Genomic DNA, 21,405 nt, shown 5'->3' on the forward strand with positions numbered 1-21,405 from the left:
GACGCGTGTTTGCGTCACCACGGCCTCGTCACTGCCGCTTGGCGCGGACGACCGCCGCCTCGAGGCGGTCGAGGATCTCGCCGACATCGGACCTCGTCACGATCAGCGGCGGGAGCAGCCGGAGCACGGAGCCACGCCGGCCCCCGGTCTCCACGATCAAGCCGTTCTCGAACGCCGCTCGCTTGATCGCCGCGCTCAGCACTCCGTCGTGCCGTCCGCGGCGCGCGCCGGGCGACGGCTCCACGACCTCGACGCCGACCATCAACCCGCGCCCGCGCACGTCTCCCAGCTCCGGGTGGTCGCTCGCGATCCGGCGCAGACCCGTCATGAGCAGCTCCCCCATCTCCGCCGCGTGCTCGGCGAGCCGATCGCGCCGCAAGATCTGCATCGTGACCTTTCCGGCCACCATCGCGATCTGGTTACCGCGGAACGTTCCGGCGTGCATGCCGCGGGACCACAGATCGAGAGCCTCGTCGTACACGACGACCGACAGCGGGAAACCACCGCCGACAGCTTTGGACAGGATGAGCACGTCGGGCACGATGCGCGCGCGTTGGAACGCGAACATGGTCCCGGTCCGGGCGAATCCGGTCTGCACTTCGTCGATGACGAGCGGGATCTCGAGCTCGCGGGTAAGCTGCCGCACTTGGCGTAGCCAGTCGTCCGAGACTGGGATGCACCCTCCCTCCCCTTGGACGACCTCGACGATGACTGACGCTGGGCGGGGAATCCCGCTCTCCGGATCACACAGCAGATTTCGCAAGTAGTGGATCGAGAGCTGGTCGGTATCGCGTCCGTCAGTGCCGAACGGGCAGCGGTACTTGTACGGATACGGCGCGAAGTGGATACCGCCAGCCGCACCGGGCAGCCCCGCCTTGGGGGTGAGATTTCCCATCGCGGCCAGCGCGCCGCCGGTCATACCGTGGTACGCGCCGTGAAAGGCGATGATTGGCTGGCGACCCGTAGCGATGCGCGTCAGCTTCATCGCCGCCTCGACCGCATCGGACCCGCTCGGACTGCAGAACTGGACCTTCGCCCGGGCGGCCCACTTGTCTGGTAAGAGGCCGAACAGCTCGTCGAGGAACTCGCACTTGGCCGGCGTGGTCAGATCCAGGACCTGCTGCACGTGACCCGAGTCGATGAAGTGTAAGAGTGCTTCTCGGATCTCCGGGTGATTGTGCCCGAGCGGCAGAGCGCCGGCGCAGGCCAGACAATCGATGAACTCGCGCCCGGACCGGTCGCGCATGCGGATGCCCGTCCCGCTCTCGAACACCGTGTCGAACGACGACGCGTAGGTCCGTGCGCTGGACTCACGTCGCTTGACGGACTCGTACAAATCATCTGCTGTCTTGGCGAGGCCGGCGACCATGGACATGTCTGCTGACAACATCGATCACTCCTCCTTGGCGCCGCCGGCGCGCGACCAGCCGTACACCGAGCGTATTTCCTGAACGGGGGCCTCTCACGAGCTCCACGTGTGGGGGCAGGTCGACACACAATCGACGCGCATCCAGATGGCCCCCTGTCCGCCGCCCGTCATGTCGTCGTGACCAGGAGCGCCTCGACCAATCGCGCTCGCCGGCCAGCGAACAGGTTTCTCCTGGTGTCGAGGTAGCGCGCGCTGTGCCCTTTCCGCGCCGCGATATCGACCGTGTCGCCTGGTTCGGACACTTCGACCTGTCCTGCCGGACACGGGATCGTCTTGGCGCGCAGGTCAACCTTGAAGTGGCGCTTGCTGAACGAGTCGGGGCGCCGAGCTCGCTGCCCCCAAGGCTCGCTCTCGAGTTGCTCTTGGAATGCCTCGTCGAACAGCTCGTTCCGGTGCAGCCCGAGAAAGCCGAACAGTGTCCTTACGCGTGTCAACGGCTTCATCAGCGACTGCTCCTGCCACGACAGCTCAACCGGCGGCGACCATCGTTCCATCCATGCACCTCTTGGTGCGGACGAGATCATGGCCATGCGAACCTGTCGATCCTTCCATCGGCCATCGGACCGCTCAGACTTTCCAAGAAATCAATCTTGGTCGATGCTCTAGCGCGCGCTCTCGCGCAGTCAAGTCCTCACGAAGCGCGCGCCTCACGGAGCGCGCAGCGTGCCCATGCAAGCGCGAGGCCAGCTTGTTTGGTGAAAGCCCCGTCATGCGCGAGGCCTCCGCCGCCGACTTGCCATCGATCCGGTTCTTCACCGCTCAGAAGAAATGAACCGCCTTTGCTCACGAAGTCAATCATGAGTAGGCCGCCCTAACATTTCTTTACTTAGGCAGGCTCAGCTTTTCTTTACTTACGAGTCAACCATGTGTAGGCAGCCCCAACATTTTCAGCGCTGCTGCGGCGAGCTTCGAGCGGCGATGAGGATGAGGGGGACGTGGACGAGCGGAACGGGCCCAACGCCGCTCGAGGAGGCTCTTTACCCTGGCTGAGGACACACGTATCCGCTGCAAGCGGCGCTTGAAAGCGATACGCATGCGACGCGTGCGTTGCGGGGCGGTGTCAACGCTATGACGACAAGCCGAGGAGAGCGGCGAAGAGCGGATGCACCAAGCGCAGCGAGCCAGCGAAGCGGAGCCAGACCTGACGCGCCCGATGAATGCCTGGGCGCAAGGAAGACGAAGGCTCGTCGGGAGCGCTGCATCCGATGCGAAACCCTCGCCGCCGTCGGTGGTGAGGGCCGCAAGGAAGACGAAGGCTTGTCGGAAGCGCTTCCATTTCCAGCGCACGACGTCGGCAGGCTGCTGCGGCTGCGCGAGCCAGGTGCGGAGGTTCCACCCGAGGCGAGCGATGCGCACGGGGCACGAAGAGATTCCAGTTCTCTATCGTGTCAGCAAAGCGTGCTCGCGCTGGGTCGTCTCAGCCAACGAAAGCGAAGTAGGCACCCGCTCGCTGGCATGCTTGGCGTACATCGCTTGTTGAGAATCAAGCTGGTTGATGCTCCCTCGCTCGGCCTGGCGGATGGCCATCGCGACGGTGAGCGGGCCTCGGTCACGGGCGTGATGGCCGGCCCATCGCGTCCTGAGCGTGCCGGGGTGCTCGGACGCGTCAAGGGTTCCTTCGCAGGGCTCGGCGGCTGCGCCGCCCTTGACGCGCCCTGCGCGCCCCGGCGGCCTCGTCGCGATGCTGGAGCGGAGCCTCGAGGAACCCCGGGAGGCGCTCGAGACGATCCTCGGAGGCCCGCTGCGGTTCACGCCCATCGAGACCCCGGAGGGCAAGCGCTACCGGATCGAGGGCGTCGTCGCCTTGGAAGCCGTCGTCGCTGTCGAGGGCAACAAGGCGCGTGCAGTACAGGCAGCGTCCCCAGCGGGACACGTCCTGTACTGCACAGCGAAAACCCGCGGCGAAGCCGCCGAGCGGCGTCCGGCCCTCCCCGCCCCCTTCGCCGCTGTTACGTGACACAGCTTACACAATTCACCCTGAACGAAATTTGCAGCTGCATGGTTCCATCACGCCGGCCGTGGCGTGCCGGAAGCAGACCGCCGGACGCCGCGCAGTAGTACGCGCTGAGCCCGCTTGCTTGTTGACAAGCCCGACGAAATCACAGGTACGCGGCTCGATGCGAGATCACGGCTGCGAGCACGCCGCGCTACCCGGATGGGTTGACAGATCCATCAGGACTGTTGCGAGGAACGCGATGCTCGTCGTCGCCGCTGCAGGAAGCCAGCGAGCGCGCCCAGGGCGAGCGCTATGGCGCCCGGGTTCGCGGCGTCGGGCGACGCAACCTCCAGGAGGCGGCAGGAGCAGGACGGGAGAGGTGGAACCGGCGGATCCGGTGGAAGCACGCAGCGGTGCGGGACCTCGCTACCGCAGACGAACGGCGCCACGCAGCCGTCCACGGACTCACAGGTCTCGGGGCAGGCCTTCGCCCCTTGGGGGCACGCGTACGGCCTGCAGTCCACGTCGACAGCATCGGGGATCCGCAGCGTGAACTTGCCGTCGCACAGCGGGCTGTTGAGCTCCTCGCACTCGAGCGTGTCGGGATTGCAGACGAAGTCCTCGATGCAGTCGGCATCGCCCTTCGCCGGATCGCACTTCGTCTCGCAGACGCTCTCGTTCGCGCACCTGAAGCCGCCGCACTTCCGGGGCACCTCGGTGAAGCTGCCGTCGCCGTTGCATTCCAGGTGGAGCTCGGTCGCCGGGCCGATGGCGCAATCCGCGTCTGGGCAGGAGCACGTCGGGTCCGCGGCCTCGACGTTCGACGCGGGATAGTCGCACTTCGTCTCGATGACGCCGTCGCACGCGCCCGCGCACGCCAGGCTGCCGCCGCAGGGCGGGCGGGGCGTGCCCGTGGCGTTGGGATGCGGCTGCTCGCCGCGAGGGACAGGCGAGCACTTGCCGACGTTGCCCGGGACATCGCAGGCCTGGCATTGCTGGTCGCATCGGGTTTCGCAGCAGACGCCGTCGACGCAACTCCCCGACTCACACTGAGCCGCACGTTTGCATTCTGCGCCGCTCGCGAGCTTGAGCTTGCACGTGCCGAGCAGCATCGTCGGTGCGCCACCGGCGCCGCCGACACCGTCCGTGCCCCCTGCGCCGCCAGCGCCTCCCGCGCCGCCAGCGCCTCCCGCGCCGTCTGCGCCTCCCGCACCGCCTGTGCCCCCTGCGCCTCCGGCGCCTCCAGCAGCGCCTGTGCCTCCCGCACCGCCTACGCCCTCTGTACCTCCAGCGCCGCCTGCGCCACCCGTACCGGCCGTGCCTCCAGCGCCGATCGTGACCCCAACGCCGACCGTCACTCCAGGGCCGCCCGTGCCCCCAGCGCCGACCGCGACTCCAGCGCCGCCGGCTCCGCCCGTGTCTTCCGGCTCCGGGGGATCATCGAAGTCGCACCACGCCTCCTCGGAGCAGCCTTCCTCTCCCTGGTCCGCGGCACATGACGTCCTGCAGCGGTCGTTCGGTCCGCAGACGCCCGGCTTGCAGGAGACCGTTTCCTCCGTCACGAAGCCGTTGCCTTCGCCGTCGCACGCACGGTGAACCTCGACGCGCGTCTTCTTGATGCACCGGGTCGGCAGCGGCTTGTTCTTCACGACGAAGCCGCAGACGCCATCCGCTCCCTCGCCCTTGCCCGCTGCGGTGCAGGAGGAGCACTCCCCTACGCATTCCTTGTTGCAACAGATGCCCGTCGCATCGCCCGCCGCAGCGTAGCAGTGGCCCGACGCGCACTCGTCGTCGCGTGTGCAGGGCTCCGCGAGCGGCCTGGAGAGCAGCTGCGCGCTCGCGAGGACCTCGCCTGTCGGCCCGATCCCGCCCAGCACGAGCACCGCGCTTCCCGCGTCGAGCGCGCCGCCCGCGAGTACGAGGGCGGCGGCGTGATCACGCCGAGCGTTCAGCGTCGTCTGCTCTACGGGGTCTGCCGGCTCCACCTCCGTGAACCGCGGCGGGGGCGACGTGTAGAGCTCGGTCGAGTCGAGGGAGCTCGTGTTGTCGATCGAGCCGCCAGCCACGACGGCGGTGCCGCTCGGCAGCAGCGTCGTGGTATGCCGAGCGCGCGCCTGGTTCATGTACACGGACGGCGTCGGCTCGAAGCCGACGTTCGTCCCGTCGCCGCGCCCATCATTGTAGATCTCGATCGTGGAGACGGCGGCGCTGCTATCGACGACCCGCAGTCCGCCGGTCACGAGCACCTGCCCCGACGCGAGCAGCGTGGCCGTGTGGAATCCTCGCGGGATCGACATGGTGGACCTCGCGGGCGGCGCGCTCGGAGGCGTCCCGAAGGCACCGCTGGGCCCCCCGTCGGGAGTCACGGCTGGATCGTAGAGCTCCGCCGAGGCGCGCGCTTCGCCGGCCTGGGCGAAGCCGCCGGTGATCAACACGTGGCCGTGCTCCCCGGCGAGGCGCACGGCGGCGTGGCCGAAGCGGGAAGACGTGAGGGCTCCGGTCGGGTCGAGCGAGCTCTCGACGTCGGTGACCGCTCCTAGCGCATCGCGGGTGAACCCGGTGAACGTATAAACGAAGGCGCTCCTCGTCGGCTGGCTTCGCGGCGGCGCCAGGCCGCCGGCGATGAGGACCTTCTGATCCCCGAACAGCGTCGCCGTGTGGGAACATCGCTCCTCGTTTGCAGGGAAGCCGACGTCCGTGACGAACATGCCCCGGGCCGGGTCATAGAGCTCCAGAGGGGACACCGGGGTCTGAGGGACTGGACCCGCCGGCGCGTCCACCGAGGCGCAGCCCCCGGCGATGAGGATCGGCCGCTCCTCGGGCAGTTCGGGCGGGACGACCGGGCCGAGCGTTGTGGCGGTGTGAGCCCCCCGCGCGTGGAGCATCGAGCCCGTGATCGCGAAGGTGCGGCTCAGCGGCTCGTAGAGCTCGGCGCTCTGGATCGCGTCCCCGCTCTGATCGAAGCCGCCGGCGACAAGTATCCGGCTGGCGCTTCGACCCGGCTCGATCGCGGTCGCTGTAGGCCGGGTGCGCGCGACGATCAGCGTGTTCGTCGTCGAGCTCCAGGCCGGGTCGAGGAGCACCGGGTACCGCAAGCCGACGTCCGGCTGCCACGCGACCCGCAGAGTGCACGAGGTCGCGCCGGGCGGCGTCACCGGTCGCCCCCACGGCGCGCGAGGGCTCGAGTCGAAGGCGCAGCCCTCGACGCCCAGCGCCGCCGGCGCACGCCGACCCGCGGCGTCGACGAGGTACGGCGGCGCGACGCGTAGGCGGGGCGCGCCGCCGTGATCCAGGAGCTCGAGCGTGTTCTCGACGAGACGGAGCCCGGCGACGGCGGAGACGTCGAGCCGGTAGCGAACCTCGGGGCGCGCCGGTGGCCGCTCGAACACGATGAAATCCTCTGTGCCTCCGGGATGGACGCGATGAACGACGTCGAAGGACGCGCCGTCGCCGGCCGCGAGAGCGCCCGGGTACAAGGCGAAGCTGCCTGCGGCGACGGAGACAGAAGCCGGGCGCGCCCCCTGGAGAGAGAAGCGCAACGAGACGGTCGACGCGTCGTCGGAGATCCGGACAGCGTCGTCTGCCCGGGCGGGCAGCTCGACGGTCGCGGTCTTCCATGGAACGGACGTGACGCCCCGCAGGCCGGAGTGGGTCGCGGTGAGATCGAGCGGCGCTCGGGCCCCGGCGAGCGCTCCTCGGAAGGTGGCCCGGAGGGCCTCGATGCGGGCGCCGGCCGCGGGCGACGCGGCGGGCGGGGAGCCCGTCGGAGGCGCGAGGTGCGGTCGGGTGCGCCGCCGTGTCGCGTCCTCCTCAGAGCAGGTAGCCGCTACGAGGAGTGGCATGACAGCGGCGAGCACACGGGCAACGCGCGCGGGACGGGGAGCACGATCGGCCATGCGGGATCTCTCCTGGGCACGCCGGCGAGAATCGGCGGCGGCGGGACGACTGGCGGGGAACGATACGCTTCCAGGGACGACGCACGGTACCAGAAAACCCGCGTGGCATGGGAAGCCGCGGCGTGGCGCACGCGGGGCCAGCGAGACACCGCGGCTCAGCACACGGGAGCGGACCGATGCACGGGGCGCTATGGGACGCGAGCGAGCTTGCGGCAGCGCCGCGGAACGAGTGTACTTGCAGGTGAGGCGAAGCGGTGGAGCCGGGCGCTCACCGCTCACATCACCGAAGGGAGCTGCTGGCAATGAGAAAGATGGGTTCCGTGGTGCTCGCATTCGCCGTTCTGATGTTCATCGGGGGCGGAGCATGCGGCGACGGCGGTGACGGCGGCCGCCAGCCATCGCCAGGGACCGGAGGCAGCGCGGCGGCGACCTCGACCGGGGGTGGAGACGGGGGCGGCCTGAACACCAGTGTAGGTGGAAACGGAGGAGGGGGAGCTGGAAGCGGCGGCAGCGGCGGCGGCGGCGGAGATACCGAGGCTGTAGGGGTGTGCGTGCGCGAGTGTGAAGATGATGCGGAGTGCTGTACCCAGGGAGACACCATGTGTCCGGGAGCGTATCCGCACAATCCAACATGCGAAAACAACCGCTGCGTCCAGGCGCAGTGTTCCGTAGACGCAGACTGCGAAAACATCGGCCAAGACGACTACGAATGCCTGACCGTCGACAGGTTAAGAAGGTGCCTTCCCACATGCACAGCAACCGAAGGGCAATGCGGAGAGGGGCTCACCTGTTCTGGCATGGACGACTCCGGGACCAAACAGTTTTGCAGAGCAGAGCCTTTCAAGTGCACGGATGACACTGACTGCACCGGCCGCGGCACGTGCGACCGCGAGGAGCAGCGGTGTGTATGCACCAGCGACGCGCAGTGCAGCGGCGCAACGGTGAACAAGTGCAGCATGTGATCGCTCGCTGAAACGGGCACGTAGACTGCACCACAAGACAAAGGCCAACACGATTACACGGCAAGCACCTAGAACCTCGCCACACACGCGACACTACAATCAGCGCGACTCAAGCAAACTGAGGGGCATCATGAACCTGAAGACCTCGCGCCGCATGGATCGCCCACGGCACAGCGGCAACACTGTCAGCGCGCGTGGAGCGATCAATTTTCTTTGCTGCGCCGTATTGGTGCTCATCGCACCTGTCCTATCACACGCCCAGGAAGACACCGACACAGACTCGGACGGGATCCCTGACGCGAACGACAACTGCCCGTTCATTCAGAACCCCATCCCTGGAGGAAGCACCAAGCAAGTCGACACAGACAACGACGGGTTTGGCGACGCATGCGACAACGACGACGACAACGATAACCGCATCGACGACAACGACAATTGCCCGCTTCACCCGAACTACGAACAGAGTGATCGAGATCGCGACCGTACTGGAGACGCTTGCGATGATGATCTGGACGGCGACGGCGTTGCCAACGGTGCGGACAACTGCCCAGAGGCCCCCAACGGTCCGCTGACCGATCCACCCGACAATCAGACGAACACTGACGGACTGGAAGGCGGCGACGCGTGCGACCCTGACGACGACAACGACGGGCACATCGACCGCGATGACAACTGCCAGTTCGTACCCAACCCCGGCCAGGAAGATGCGGATGAGGCGGATGGGTTGGACGGCGGCGACGAGTGCGACCCCGACGACGACAACGATGGCCGCGTCGACGACGAGGACAACTGCCAGTTCGTACCCAACCCCGGCCAGGAAGATGCGGATGAGGCGGATGGGTTGGACGGCGGCGACGAGTGCGACCCCGACGACGACAACGATGGCCGCGTCGACGACGAGGACAACTGCCAGTTCGTACCCAACCCTGACCAGAAAGATGCGGATGGGCGGGACGGCGGCGACGAGTGCGACCCCGACGACGACAACGATGGCCGCGTCGACGACGAGGACAACTGCCAGTTCGTACCCAACCCCGGCCAGGAAGATGCGGATGGGGAGGACGGCGGCGACGCGTGCGACGACGACGACGACGACGACACCGTCCCTGACACGTCAGACAACTGCCGCACCGACGTGAACACGGATCAGGTCAACTCGGACTGTCGTGAAGAGGACGACGCGTGCGATGGCGGCGACGCGTGCGACGACGACGATGACAACGACGGGTTGACCGACGCTGAGGAGGACCGCCTGGGGACCAGCCAGACGAGCGTAGACAGCGACGGCGACGGCATCCTCGACATCATCGAGGTCGAGCCCCGCACCATGGACGGCCGTGCGGCCAATACCGATCGCGACGCTTACGTCGACGCGTTCGATCCCGACAGCGACAACGACAACATCTTTGACGCTGACGAGGCGGGCACCACCAACTCCTCGACGGCGCCCGTGGACACCGACCGCGACGACACACCGGACTTCCGCGACGACGACTCCGATGGAGATGGCATAAGGGACAGGAGCGAGGCAGGGGACACCGATCCCGCCTCACCACCCGCCGACACGGACGACGACGGCACGCCGGACTACCTCGACCTGGACTCGGACGACGACGGCGACCTGGACGGCGTTGACAACTGCCGTCTGGTCGCGAACCCGGGGCAGGAGGACGCGAACGGCAACGGCTTCGGGGACGTCTGCGATGGCGACGTGGACCTGGACGGGGTGCTCAACGCCGACGACAACTGCCCCGAAGACCCGAACCCGCAGCAGGAGAACCCAGACGGGGACGGTCCCGGAACCGCCTGTGACAACTGCCCTCTGGCCAGGAATGATGGGCAGGAGAACGCCGACGGCGACAGCCTCGGCGATGCGTGCGACGACGACGACGACGACGACGGCGTTCCCGATGTCAGCGACAACTGCCCGAAACACCCGAATCCGGACCGGCGCGATGAGGACGGCGATGGCGTCGGGGACGTCTGCGATCCGACGGCCGACAACGACGACGACGGCGTCGTGAACGGCACCGACAACTGCCCTGATGTGGCGAACGAGCGGCAAGACGACATCGATGGCGACGACATCGGAGACGTCTGCGACAACTGCCCTGAAGTCGTGAACGACGAACAGGACGACACGGATGACGACGGGCTGGGGGACGCCTGCGATGACGATCCTCCGGGCACGGGCGGCGCTGGCGGCGGCGGCACGGGCGGCGCGGGCGGCGCCCCGGGAGACGGCGGCAGCGGCGGCTCTGGCGGCGGCCCCAGCGACGGCGGCAGCGGCGGCTCCGGAGGAGAGCCCCTGCCCCCAGCCATCCTCGAAGGCGGCTGGGATTGCGCCCTCACGCCCGCGCGCCACGAGGGCGGCGGGGCGCTCGCAGGCCTGCTCCTCGCGTTCGGGCTCGTTCTCCGCCGCCTGCGGCGCGCTCCCGCCACCGCGCGCTCTGCCGATCGCCCCAGGCGCGCAGCATGACCCAGCGCCTCGCCTCCCCTCACCTGCTCCCGTGCGCACGGCACGCTCCTCGTGAGTGTGCGGTGGACAACCGCTTGTTGCCACGCCGCGCGCGCCTCCGCTACGGTGATCGCGCCATGAGGTCCTCCTTCATCGCAATGACGGCCTCGATCGCGCTCACGATGCCCCTCGCGGGCACGGCGCGGGCGCAATCCGCCGGCGGGTTCGCGCTCAACCGGTTCGAGCCGGCGCCCGCAGGCGATGTCTTCTTCGGCGTCCCCTCGCCGGATGCGCCCGGACACCTCGAGCCGCGCGTCGCGCTGACGTTCGACGACGCGGTGCGGCCCGTCCGGCTTTACGACACCGACATCGCCGTCGTCAGCCATCAGGCCTTCTTGCGGCTCGACGCCTCCGTCAGCCTCTGGGACCACCTCCTGCTCACCGTCGAAGCGCCGCTCGCCGTCGTCCAGGCAGGAGATCGCCCGGCGCTGGCGGACATGCAGCTCCCCGAGCTCGACGCCCCGCAGCTCGGCGACCTGCGGTTCGGCGCGCGCGCGCGGGTCTACGGCGAGAACGCGAGCCCGCTGCAGGTCGGCCTCGGAGGATACGTGTTCGCGCCGACCGGCTCACCGGAGCAGTACACCGGCGAGGGCGCTGCCCGCGGCGCGTTCTACGCGAGCGCGGGCGGCCGCCTCGGGACGAGCACCGGCCTCCTCTGGAACGCGAGCGGCGGCGTCGCGCTCGGCAGCGACACCAGCCCGAGCCGGTTCACGTTCGGCGCCGGCGCGGCGGCCCTCCTCGTCGACGATCAGCTCCAGCTCGGCCCCGAGATCTACGGCAGCGCGCCGTTCACTAGGACCGTCGTCCTCTCCGGCACGCCGCCCCGCGAGGACGAGGCCCGTGTCCATCTCGAGGTCCTGCTCGGCGCCAAGCTGCGCGTGCTCGACGGGCTCACCTTCGGCGCCGCCGCAGGGTCCGGGCTGCTCGAGGCCATCGGCACACCCCAGCTGCGGATCGTCGGCCTCGTCGGCTGGACCCCGCTGCCGAGCCGTCCCACGGACGCGGAGGCCGATACCCCCGCTCCCGTCGGCGACAAGGACGACGACGGCATCCTCGACAACACCGACGCCTGCCCCGAGATCAAGGGCGAGCCCTCGGCAGACCCGTCCAGGGACGGCTGTCCGCCCTCGGACCGTGACGGCGACTCGGTCACCGACGCCGAGGATGCCTGTCCTGCCGTCGCAGGCGCCCAGAGCCCCGACCCGATCAAGAACGGTTGTCCGCCCGACGGCGACAGCGACGGAGTCGCCGACGCCGCCGACGCATGCCCGGCCAGCCCCGGCGACAAGCACCAGGATCCCCGCAGGAATGGCTGTCCGCCCGATCTGGACGGCGACGGCATCCTCGACGCGAACGACGCCTGTCCCAGGACACCCGGGCCCGGTAGCGCGGAACGCAAGCTGAACGGCTGCCCCGAAGACGCGGACGGCGACGGCATCACCGGCGTGGCCGACGCCTGCCCCCTGGAGCCCGGCCCGAAGAGCGACGACCCCAGCAGAAACGGGTGCCCGAAGTTCGTGCGGGTGACCAACGAGGAGATCGTGACCTCGGTCCCCGTGCAGTTCCAGCTCTACGGCAAGACGCGCTCCCAGACTGTGGCCCCCGTGTCCGACGAGCTCCTCTACGAGGTTCGCGACGTGCTGAGCCAGCACCCGGAGATCGAGATCGTCGAGGTGCAGGGACACACCGACGACAGCGGCACCCCGGAGTTCAACCAGATGCTCTCCGAGGAGCGCGCCCGCGCCGTCGTTGACTGGCTTGTCGCTGCCGGGGTGCCCAGGGAAAAGCTCGTCGCCAAGGGCTACAGCTACCGCCGGCCGCTCGGCGACAACCGCGAAAAGACAGGACGGCAGGAGAACCGCCGCGTCCAGTTCTTCATCGTCCGCCGCAAGCCTCTTTGACGCCGAACCGAGGGCGCAGCTCACGACGCGTACCGGGGCTTGCCCCCGGCGCCGGCCTTCAGAACGTGTACCGGAGGGTTGCCCCCGGCGCGGCCATCAGGGCGAAGTCGCCCATCACCGACTCGGCGGGATAGGTCGCGATCCCGTCGATGCCGGCCGGGATCGCCTTCGTGCCGTCCCAGGTCGGCTTGCGGAGCGCGAAGAGCAGCAGGATCTTCATGCCCGCGGAGAGCTCGAAACGCTCGCTCAGACGGAGGCCGACGCGGACCTCTGGCTCGAGGTAGAGGTATGCGGCCCACGGGAAATCGACCTGGGGAGCCGCATCGAACGTCGTCTGCGCCTGTTCGCCCTCCGCCGCCGCCGGCGTCCGCGACAGCTCGAACGTCCCCGCGCGCTCGTCCCGCACCTCCCCGAGGAGCGCGCCCGCGCCGATCCGGAAGAGAGCAGGAAAGCGCTCTCCGACGTGGTACCCCGCCGTGGCGCCGACGAGGAAGCCCTCGAGCCGCAGGGCGTCGTTCGCCGTGCCGGCGCTCGGCGCCGCGGCTCCGACGGGCACGACGCTCGCCGTCCGGTGTTCGAGGCTCTGGACGGCGAAGATCCCGCCGACCTCGAGCCCCACGCCGAACCCCGAGCCGAATTCGTAGCCTCCGTGGATCATCCCCAGCGCGCCCAGGCCGATCGAGCTCTCGCACGCCTTGCCGCACCCGCTCGCGAGATCGCCGCCGAAGGTGGGCGCGATGAGGAACGAGGCCGTCGCGTCGAGCGTGAGCTTGGGCGGCTTGCTCCAGACGTCCGCGCCCTCGTCCCGCTCGAGCGACACCCTCAGCTTCTGCCGCTCGCCCTTCTTCAGCGTCACCGACTGTGACTCAGCCAGATAGCCGTTGGCCCTGACCTCGACGCGATGCGTCCCCTGCTTGAGCCGGCCGATCCAAACGCCGTCGCCGACGTTCACCGAGTTGACCCAGACGCTCGCCCCGATGGGCACCGGCTCCACGTGCAGCACGGTATCGAGCTCCTCGGCCAGCAGGGACAGCGTGGTGAGCGACTGGGATTTGACCGACGCGCTCGCCGGCTGCGTCCCGAGCTTGCCCTCGCCGCGGAGCGTGACCTCGTGATCGCCGACGGACAGGATTCCGCTCCACGGCGCCTTCCCGACCACGACGCCGTCGATCGAGACGCTCACCGGCTTACCGCTGCTCTCGATGACGCGGAGGGAGCCGTACCGAGCGAGCCTGCGCAGCGTCACCTGCACATTCTTCGTCTGGCCGCCGGCCACGTCCACGCGGATCACGAAGGGGTCGTAGCCCTCCTTGAACACGCGGAGCATATGGTTGCCCGCCGCGACGCGCAGCGGCCGGATCGGCGGGTACTGCCCGCGATCCTGGCCGTCGATCGAGATCACCGCGCCGGTCTCGGCCCCGACGAGCTCGATGGTCCCGACGAGCGTCCGGAGCTCGGCGATCTGGCTCAGCGCTTCTTCCCGCTCCTCCGCGGACACCGGGAAGTCGCGCAGATAGGTCTCGAACATGTCGAGCGCCTCGTCGTAGCGCTGCAGCTTGCGCAGGGCGACGGCGGCGTTGTACGTGGCGATGCGCGTCGGGAAGAGCTTACGAGAGAGCAGGAGCTCGGAGAGCCCCGGGCTCCATGCCCCCTCGTTCAGCAGTGCGAAGCCCTTCTCGAAGTGCATCAGCGCCTCCTGGCGGACGGCTTCCGAGACGGGGACCTCGATCGCCTGGGCGCGAGCCGGCGTCGGCGCGGCCTCGGCGGGGGCGGACGGCGTCGGAGCGGGCTGCTCCGGCGCGGGCCGCGAGTCGGGCTGCGCGGACGACGACAGCGGCGCGAGCAGCACTGCGAGACACGTCGCCGTCGCGCACGGCCAGCGCCGGCGAGGCGCGCTCGCGCGGCCCCCAGAGTCCGCTGCGTGCCCATCGTCCTTCGGCCCGCTGCGTGCGGCCAGCGGCCGCCCAAGCTCACCTACCACCTTGGTTCGCCCCGCTCTCGTCCGTCGGAGTTCACTGCTTGAATTCGCTGGTGTCGTGCTTGAATTCCTGACGCCCTGCGGGGCGCGTGCCGTTCGGCGCCGAGCCGCTCGGCCTCGGCGCCGAAGCCGCCCCTCGAAGGGGGATCACAGGGAGCTCGATCTTTGCGGGGAGCGCCCCGCCCTCGGTGACGACGACGTCGACGGGAACCTCGTTTGCACCCTTGAACACGCGAACCTTGTACTGCTGGCCGAGCCGGCCGGAGAACTCGAGGACGCCGTTCCGCACGATCGCGCGCTCGCCGTCAACCTCCACGCTCGCGTCCTCGGGGATGATCACGACACGCACGTGCCGCGGCGCGAAGTCGCCCGGCGGAGGGCGGGTCTCGCGCGGCGCCTCCACGCTCGCGACGGGGGGCGCGATGGGAGGAGGCGCCACCTGGCTGGCCGACGCGGTCGGCGTCGGCGCCACGATCTCCGGCGTCGGGGTGGCCTCGCGCGTCGTGGCGAAGCGCTGCGCCGCGAACGCGCCGAGCCCCGCCAGGACGCCGACCCCTGCGATGCCAGCGAGGAGCGCAACCCCGAGCGAGGACCGGCCACGCCGCCCCGTGCCGCCCGGGCTCGACGCCGACAGCCCGCCCTGCGTACCTGCCGGCGGCATGGCCGGATAGGCCCCGCTCCGCAGCGCCGAGCTATCCACGGCGGGGTACCCGCCGCTCCGCAGCGCCGAGCTATCCACGGCGGGGTACCCGCCGCTCCGCAGCGCCGAGCTATCCACGGCGGGGTACCCGCCGCTGGCGGTCGAAGGAGACATCGCCATCGCCGCTTGCGGGTTACTCTGCCGCGCCTGCGGAATGCTCGCTCCGAGACGTGGGGCCATGTGGAGGCGATGGGCTTCCGTCAGCCGGCCGAGCATGTCCTCCTGAATGGCCCAGCCATAAGGCAGCATGGGCCGAATCGTGCTCAGCATCTCCTGGGCGCTCTGGAAGCGGCGCGCAGGGTCTTGCTCGAGGCAGCGGTGCACGACCGCCGCTATCTCCGGCGGAACCCAGGGCGCAAAGTTCTGCAGCGGCGGGACAGGCGTGGAACAGATCGCCAGGATGAGCTGCCCGAGGGCCCTGATGTCGTGATAAGGCGTACGACCTGAAAGCGCTTGATAGAGGACGGCGCCCAGCGACCAGATGTCGGTGCGGTGGTCGATCTCCCGCTGGCCAACCGCCTGCTCCGGCGACATGTAGAGCGGCGAGCCCACGAGGCTGCCTGTCTTGGTGAGATCGGCGCCTTCGGTCTCGTTGACCTGGTCCATCTTCACCTTGGCAATCCCGAAATCAAGCAGCTTGACGATGATCTCGCCCGCATCGCGCCGGGCGAGGAACAGGTTGTGCGGCTTGATATCGCGATGGACCACCCCCGCTTCGTGCGCCTTGATGAGCCCGAGACAGCAGTGCACGGCGATGCGCAGGGCGGCATCCGGAACGAGCGGCCCGGTGCGCAGCAGCAGGTGCTGCAAGTCCTCCCCGGAGAGGAACTCCATGGCGAGGAACGGGAGCTTGGTGTCGCGATCCACCCCGGCATCGAGCACCTGGGTGATGTGCTGCGTATCTATGGATCCGGCCGCACGCGCCTCACGCTGGAACCGCTGAACGACCTTCGGGTCGCGGGTCAAGTCCAGCGAGCTGATGACCTTGATGGCGCAGCGCCGACCGGTTGTGGTGTGCTCGGCCGCGTACACCGAGCCCATCGCTCCCTCCCCTAGGAGCTTGTCGATCCGGTACTTCCCGTCGATGATCGTGCCGATCACAAAGCTGCGGGCGACTGTAAGCGATCCCGCTCGGGAGGGCAACGTTCATCTGAAGCGTGAAGCGAGCGGAGTACAGCGTGTGCGACCGGAGTTCCAGTGCGGGCACCTCCGCGGCTGACTCGGCCGAGGCGTCCTGAGAAAGAGCTGCAAAGTCATAGGGTTGGGTGGGGTTGGCGTGGTGGCGGCATCGGGTTACGTCCGGGCTGCCGTGCCATCAGCGGCAGCAACGGTACCGAGCTGGCCGTTCTGTTTCGTCTCGGAGTCCGCTACGCCAGGCCAGGTCTGCCGCCGCTGTGCCACAGCGCGATCGCGCACCACGGCGGCCTCGGCGCCCAGCGCCGTCAGCCCATCCGTGGCGCAACGGGCGCCGCGCAGGTGATTTCGGCGTTCTCGTTGCGGCGGCCCAGCGTCCCGCTGCTCGTGGGCGCCACGCTCGGCGCTCGGCACCGGACGTGCGTGAGCAGTATTGCCAACGCCGACCAGTACCGGTACATACAGCTGTCTACCGCGTGGAGGGGTTGCATGATGGATGGCACGCTCAGCCACGTGATCCTTGCGGGCAGCGGCCTGCCCGGCGACGTCCGGGTCCAGTCCTACGAGGCGCACGAGGCGGTGTCGCTGCCGTACGCTGTCCACATTGAGCTCGCGACCAGCGACCCGTCGTTCCGCGTCGACGAGTGCCTCCAGCGCCGGATGGTGCTCGAGGTCGGGGACGGACAGGGGGGCGTCCGATACTACGACGGCCTCCCGGACCACGTCGGCTTCCTCGCGTACCGAGGCGACGAGTTCTTCTTCCACATGCGACTTCGCCCCGCCTTGGCCGCGCTCGAGCACCGCGAGGGATCGCGCATCTTCCAGGACAAGACCCCGGTCGACGTCGTCAAGACCATCCTGGCCGAGGCCGGCATCGACACGGACGTGGAATGGCGGCTCCAGCAGACCTACGCCCCGCGCGAGTTTCTCTGCCAGTACTGCGAGACGGAGATGAACTTCGTCCACCGCATTCTCGAGGACGAGGGCATCTTCTACTTCTTTCTCCACTCGCCCGACGGTCACAAGCTCGTCTTCTGCGACGACCCGGCCGCCTTCGCGCAGGAAGAGGGCACCCCGCCCGTCGTGCTCGCGCCGCGCCAGGGCGGCGTCGCGGGGACGCAGCCCCTCATCGAATTCCGCCGCGAGAAGACGCTGCGCGCTACCGAGGTGGTGCTGCGCGACTACGACTTCGAGAAGCCCGAGCTACCCCCTACGGCGACGACCCCCGCACCAGGTCCGTGGTCCATCCGCCACTTCCAGTACCCGGGCGGCTTCACCTCGAGCGCCGAGGGATCGCGCCGGTCGCGGGGGCGCATCAGCTCGCTGCGCGGCGACGTGGACGTCTACCGCGGGAGGAGCCGCGCGGCAGGCCTCCTCTGCGGCGCGCCGATGACGGTCGAGGGGGCCAACGAGCCGTTCCTGAACGGCGAGTTCGTCGCGGTGGAGCTGCGATCGCGAGGTCGCAGCGGCGAGGATGCGTGCGAGAACGAGTTCGCCGCCATCCCCAAGGGCACGCCCTTCGCCGCGCCCCTGCGGGCGAAGAAGCCCAGGATCCGCGGCATCCAGACGGCCGTCGTGACGGGCCCCGCGAACGAGCCCCAGTCGATCCACGTTGACAAGTACGGGCGCGTCAAGGTGCGCTTCCTCTGGGATCGCTCCGGCAAGCAGGACGACACGTCGAGCTGCTGGCTGCGCGTCTCACAGCTCGGCCTCGGCGGCTCGATGGTGCTGCCGCGCGTGGGCTGGGAGGTCTCGGTCGCATTCCTCAACGGCGATCCCGATCGGCCCATCGTCCTGGGTCGTGCCTACAACGCCGAGACCCCCCCGCCCTACGCCCAGCCCGGCGCCGCGGCCGATTCCTCGCTGAAGAGCATGGCGACCCCGGGCGGCGCCGGACACAACGAGATCAAGATGAGCGACACCGCAGGCAAGCAGGGGATGTCGATCTCGTCGCAGAAGGACCTCAACATCTCGTCCGGCAACGACAAGAACGAGACCGTCGCTGTGAACGAGGATCACAGCGTAGGCGGCAACTACAAGCTGACCGTCGGATCGAGCGAGACGACCTCCGTGTCGGCGAACCAGTCGATCGACGTCGGCAACGCGCTTCAGGTCAAGGTGACGGGCGCGCAGAGCATCTCGGTCGGGGGCAACGAGCAGGCGCACGCAAAGGCCGATTACGTCGAGAAGGTAGGAGGCACCCGCGACTACAGCGTGGGGGGCAACCAGATCACCATCTCATGCGGCGTCCGCCAGAACATCACGGGGGCCTTCACGCGCGACGTCGGCGCGGTGCAGGCCAACGTCTCGCTCGCATCGATCGACGACAACATGCTGTCGACATTCGATGAGACGGTCGGCGCGGTGACCGTGCAGCTCGTGAGGGGCGTCGCCGTCGAGAGCGTCGCCACGACCAAGGACCAGACCTCGACCGCGGCCGAGCTCCACGTCGTGCCCGCGCTGTCGACATCGGCGAAGGGGGTGAAGCAGCTCATCGGCGGCGTGCACCTGCGGAAAATCGGCGGCGATTTCGTGGTGCAAGCGCCGAGGATCGTCCTCGGCGGCGGCGTCGGCAAGTTCAACGCCGGCGGCAGCTCGGTAAACCTCAACGGCGGTCCGGTGGTCCTCAAAGGGTCGAAAATCGCGATCGAGGCGGGCGCGATCGTCAAGCTAGCGTCGGACCTCAAGATCGGCTGAGGGGAGCGGGACGATGACAAGTCTGGTCGATCTCGAGCACGAGCTCACCGTCGACGGCGCGGGGTACCACGTCCTGTGGATCGAGGCGCGCGAGCCGCTCGACGACATCGGGGTGGTGCGCTGCGAGATCACCGACCACACGGGCGGCCCGGATCCGGCGGCGCTCGTGGGGAAGATGCTGGTGATCACGCTGTCCCGCCCGGGCGGGGAGCAGGAGCGGAAGCTGGTAGGCTACGTGGTCGAGGCCGAGAGCACCACGTCCCGAGGCGACGAGGAGACAGGGGTCCGCGTCACCGCGCGGCCGCGGCTCTTCCGTCTCACCCAGCGCAGCGACTGCCGCATCTTCCAGGACATGCCGGCGCCGGAGATCGTGAAGAAGGTCCTCGAGGGCGCCGGTATCCCCGCAGATTCCCAGCGGTGGCAGCTCGCGGGCACCTACCCGAAGCGCGCCTATACGGCGCAGTACCGCGAGACCGACTTCGAGTTCATCCGCCGCCTCCTGTCCGAGGAGGGGATCGCGTTCGCCGTCAACTCGAGCTCCGGGGCCGACGTGGTCGAGCTCTTCGACACGGATCTCGGCGATATCGACGGCGACAAGACGATCCCCCACCGCCCCGGCGACGGCCTGAGCGCGCCCGGCGACGCGGTCGGAGCGATCTCTTGCGAGACGTCGACTACACCGGGCAAGGTGCACCTGCGCGACTACGACTTCGAGCACCCGCGTGTCAAGCTCGACGCGAAGGCGGAGGGCGACGACGACTCCGAAAGAGCGCTGGAGGTCTATCACTACCCCGGTCGCTTCAAGGTCCCTGCCGCGGGTGATCACCTCGCGGAGGTGCTCCTTCAGTCGCTCCGGGCGCGCCGGGAGACCGTCTCCGCGTCAACGAACACCCTCCGGCTCCAGGCCGGCCGCAGGTTCGCGCTGGAAGACCACCCGTATGCGCCGCTCAACCGCGAGTACCTGGTCATCGAGGTCGGCGTGGCCCTGGACCTGCGGAGCAACCTGCACCAGCGACACGGCGAGCTCGCTGAGCGGGTGCGCCTCTCGTTCGTCGCGACCCCGGCCGCGACGAGGTACCGACCGCCGCGCGCGCCGCGCGCCGTGGCCGCGCCCGGGGCCCAGGTCGCGGTGACGACGGGGCCGGCGGGCAAGGAGATCCACACCGACGCGCACGGCCGCGTGAAGGTGCTCTTCCCGTGGGACCGCCTCGGCAAGCCCGACGACTCCTCGAGCCTGTGGATTCGCACCTGTCAGATCCCGCTCGGGGGAGGCATGCTGACGCCGCGCGTGGGCTGGGAGGTTTACCTCAACTTCACCGGCGGAGATCCCGACCTGCCGTTCGTCTTCGGCCGCATGTACAACGGCAAGACGCCGCCCCCCTACCCGCTCCCGCAACACAAGACGCGCACGGCCTTCCAGACGGCGACCACGCCGGGGGGAGGCTCGAGCAACGAGATCCGGATGGACGACAAGGCGGGCTCGGAGGAGATGTTCATCAACGCCTCCAAGGACGCCGCCGTGTCCGCAGCAAACAACGCCACGGAGAGCGTCGGCAACAACGAGACCCGGTCCATCGGCGCCAACCACACGCTCTCCGTGACCGACAGCATGTCGGCTCACGTCGGAGCGGACCAGGCGCTCTCGGTCGGCGCGGACCAGAAGGTCAACGTCTCGACCTTCATGGTCGACGACGTGGGCAGCCACGCGCTCTCGATCGGCGGCAACCGTGACCTCAAGGCGGGCGGCGATCACAAGCGCACGGTTACCGGTGCGTCGACGCTGAGCATCGGGGGCATGCAGGTGGATCTCGTCGCCGGATCGGCCGACGAGAACGGACTGGCCACGATGCGCGACAAGGTCGGCGCGGCGCTGGTCGAGCTCACGGCGTCGGGCCGCACGGTCACCGTAAAGGAGAGCCGGAAGGAGACGGTGGGCGCGGCCAAGGTGATCCTCAGCGGAGGCGGGCGGGCGGTGCAGGTCGGGACGGGTCTCAAGCAGAAGGTCGTGGGCGCGGTGCTCAACAAGATCGGCGGCGGCCGCGCAGACACCAGCGAGGGCGACTTCCTCGAGGTCGCGGGCGGAGCGCAGCTCATCAAGGCGACCAACGTCGTCTTTCACGCGGACCAGCTCCTCAGCGTGGTCATGGGCGCCTCGACGATCACGCTGACGCCCGCGTCCGTGTCGATCGCGGGCGCCAAGATCACGCTCGACGGCGAGTGCGACGAGATGGCCCTCCTCGTGACGGACAACTGA

At 69.0% G+C, this 21,405-nt stretch carries 10 protein-coding genes; 5 read left to right on the plus strand and 5 right to left on the minus strand.

Going from position 1 to position 21,405, the window contains the following annotated elements; translation table 11 throughout:
- Window positions 1-28: 28 nt before the first annotated feature.
- Window positions 29-1,369 carry a diaminobutyrate--2-oxoglutarate transaminase family protein gene (locus tag WMF26_RS24745; protein WP_438002441.1) on the minus strand — a complete coding sequence of 447 codons (1,341 nt, stop codon included), beginning with the start codon at window positions 1,367-1,369 and terminating at the stop codon, window positions 29-31.
- Window positions 1,370-1,536: 167 nt separating this feature from the next.
- On the minus strand, window positions 1,537-1,959 hold the full coding sequence (locus WMF26_RS24750; RefSeq protein WP_438002312.1) for a hypothetical protein: 423 nt from the start codon (window positions 1,957-1,959) through the stop codon (window positions 1,537-1,539).
- Between the two features lie 1,115 nt (window positions 1,960-3,074).
- Between WMF26_RS24750 and WMF26_RS24755 the strand changes: the two genes are divergently transcribed.
- Entirely contained in the window at window positions 3,075-3,386 is a 312-nt protein-coding gene (locus WMF26_RS24755; RefSeq protein ID WP_438002313.1) for a hypothetical protein, read from the plus strand.
- Window positions 3,387-3,601: 215 nt separating this feature from the next.
- Here the strand turns inward: WMF26_RS24755 and WMF26_RS24760 are convergent, their stop codons facing one another.
- Window positions 3,602-6,754: a Kelch repeat-containing protein gene (locus tag WMF26_RS24760; RefSeq protein ID WP_438002314.1), complete on the minus strand. Its 3,153-nt coding sequence runs from the start codon at window positions 6,752-6,754 to the stop codon at window positions 3,602-3,604.
- Between the two features lie 1,599 nt (window positions 6,755-8,353).
- On the opposite strand from WMF26_RS24760, the gene WMF26_RS24765 reads away from it, so the two are divergent.
- Window positions 8,354-10,702: a thrombospondin type 3 repeat-containing protein gene (locus WMF26_RS24765; protein ID WP_438002315.1), complete on the plus strand. Its 2,349-nt coding sequence runs from the start codon at window positions 8,354-8,356 to the stop codon at window positions 10,700-10,702.
- A gap of 116 nt (window positions 10,703-10,818) precedes the next feature.
- Window positions 10,819-12,642 (plus strand): OmpA family protein, encoded by a 1,824-nt coding sequence (locus WMF26_RS24770; RefSeq protein ID WP_438002316.1) that lies wholly within the window; start codon window positions 10,819-10,821, stop codon window positions 12,640-12,642.
- A gap of 58 nt (window positions 12,643-12,700) precedes the next feature.
- On the opposite strand, the gene WMF26_RS24775 is transcribed toward WMF26_RS24770, so the two are convergent.
- Together WMF26_RS24775 and WMF26_RS24780 are read right to left on the minus strand one after the other, a co-directional pair.
- The gene (locus tag WMF26_RS24775; RefSeq protein WP_438002317.1) at window positions 12,701-14,491 is read right to left on the minus strand and encodes a PEGA domain-containing protein; all 1,791 of its coding nucleotides are present in this window, start codon (window positions 14,489-14,491) and stop codon (window positions 12,701-12,703) included.
- A 163-nt stretch (window positions 14,492-14,654) separates the two neighbouring features.
- A complete protein-coding gene (locus WMF26_RS24780; RefSeq protein ID WP_438002318.1) occupies window positions 14,655-16,421 on the minus strand; it encodes a serine/threonine protein kinase in 1,767 nt (588 codons plus the stop codon).
- Window positions 16,422-16,943: 522 nt separating this feature from the next.
- On the opposite strand from WMF26_RS24780, the gene WMF26_RS24785 reads away from it, so the two are divergent.
- On the plus strand, window positions 16,944-19,151 hold the full coding sequence (locus WMF26_RS24785) for a type VI secretion system Vgr family protein (protein ID WP_438002319.1): 2,208 nt from the start codon (window positions 16,944-16,946) through the stop codon (window positions 19,149-19,151).
- A 13-nt stretch (window positions 19,152-19,164) separates the two neighbouring features.
- Window positions 19,165-21,405: a type VI secretion system Vgr family protein gene (locus tag WMF26_RS24790; RefSeq protein WP_438002320.1), complete on the plus strand. Its 2,241-nt coding sequence runs from the start codon at window positions 19,165-19,167 to the stop codon at window positions 21,403-21,405.

Source organism: Sorangium sp. So ce185 (assembly GCF_051526825.1).
GTDB lineage: Bacteria > Myxococcota_A > Polyangia > Polyangiales > Polyangiaceae > Sorangium > Sorangium cellulosum_D.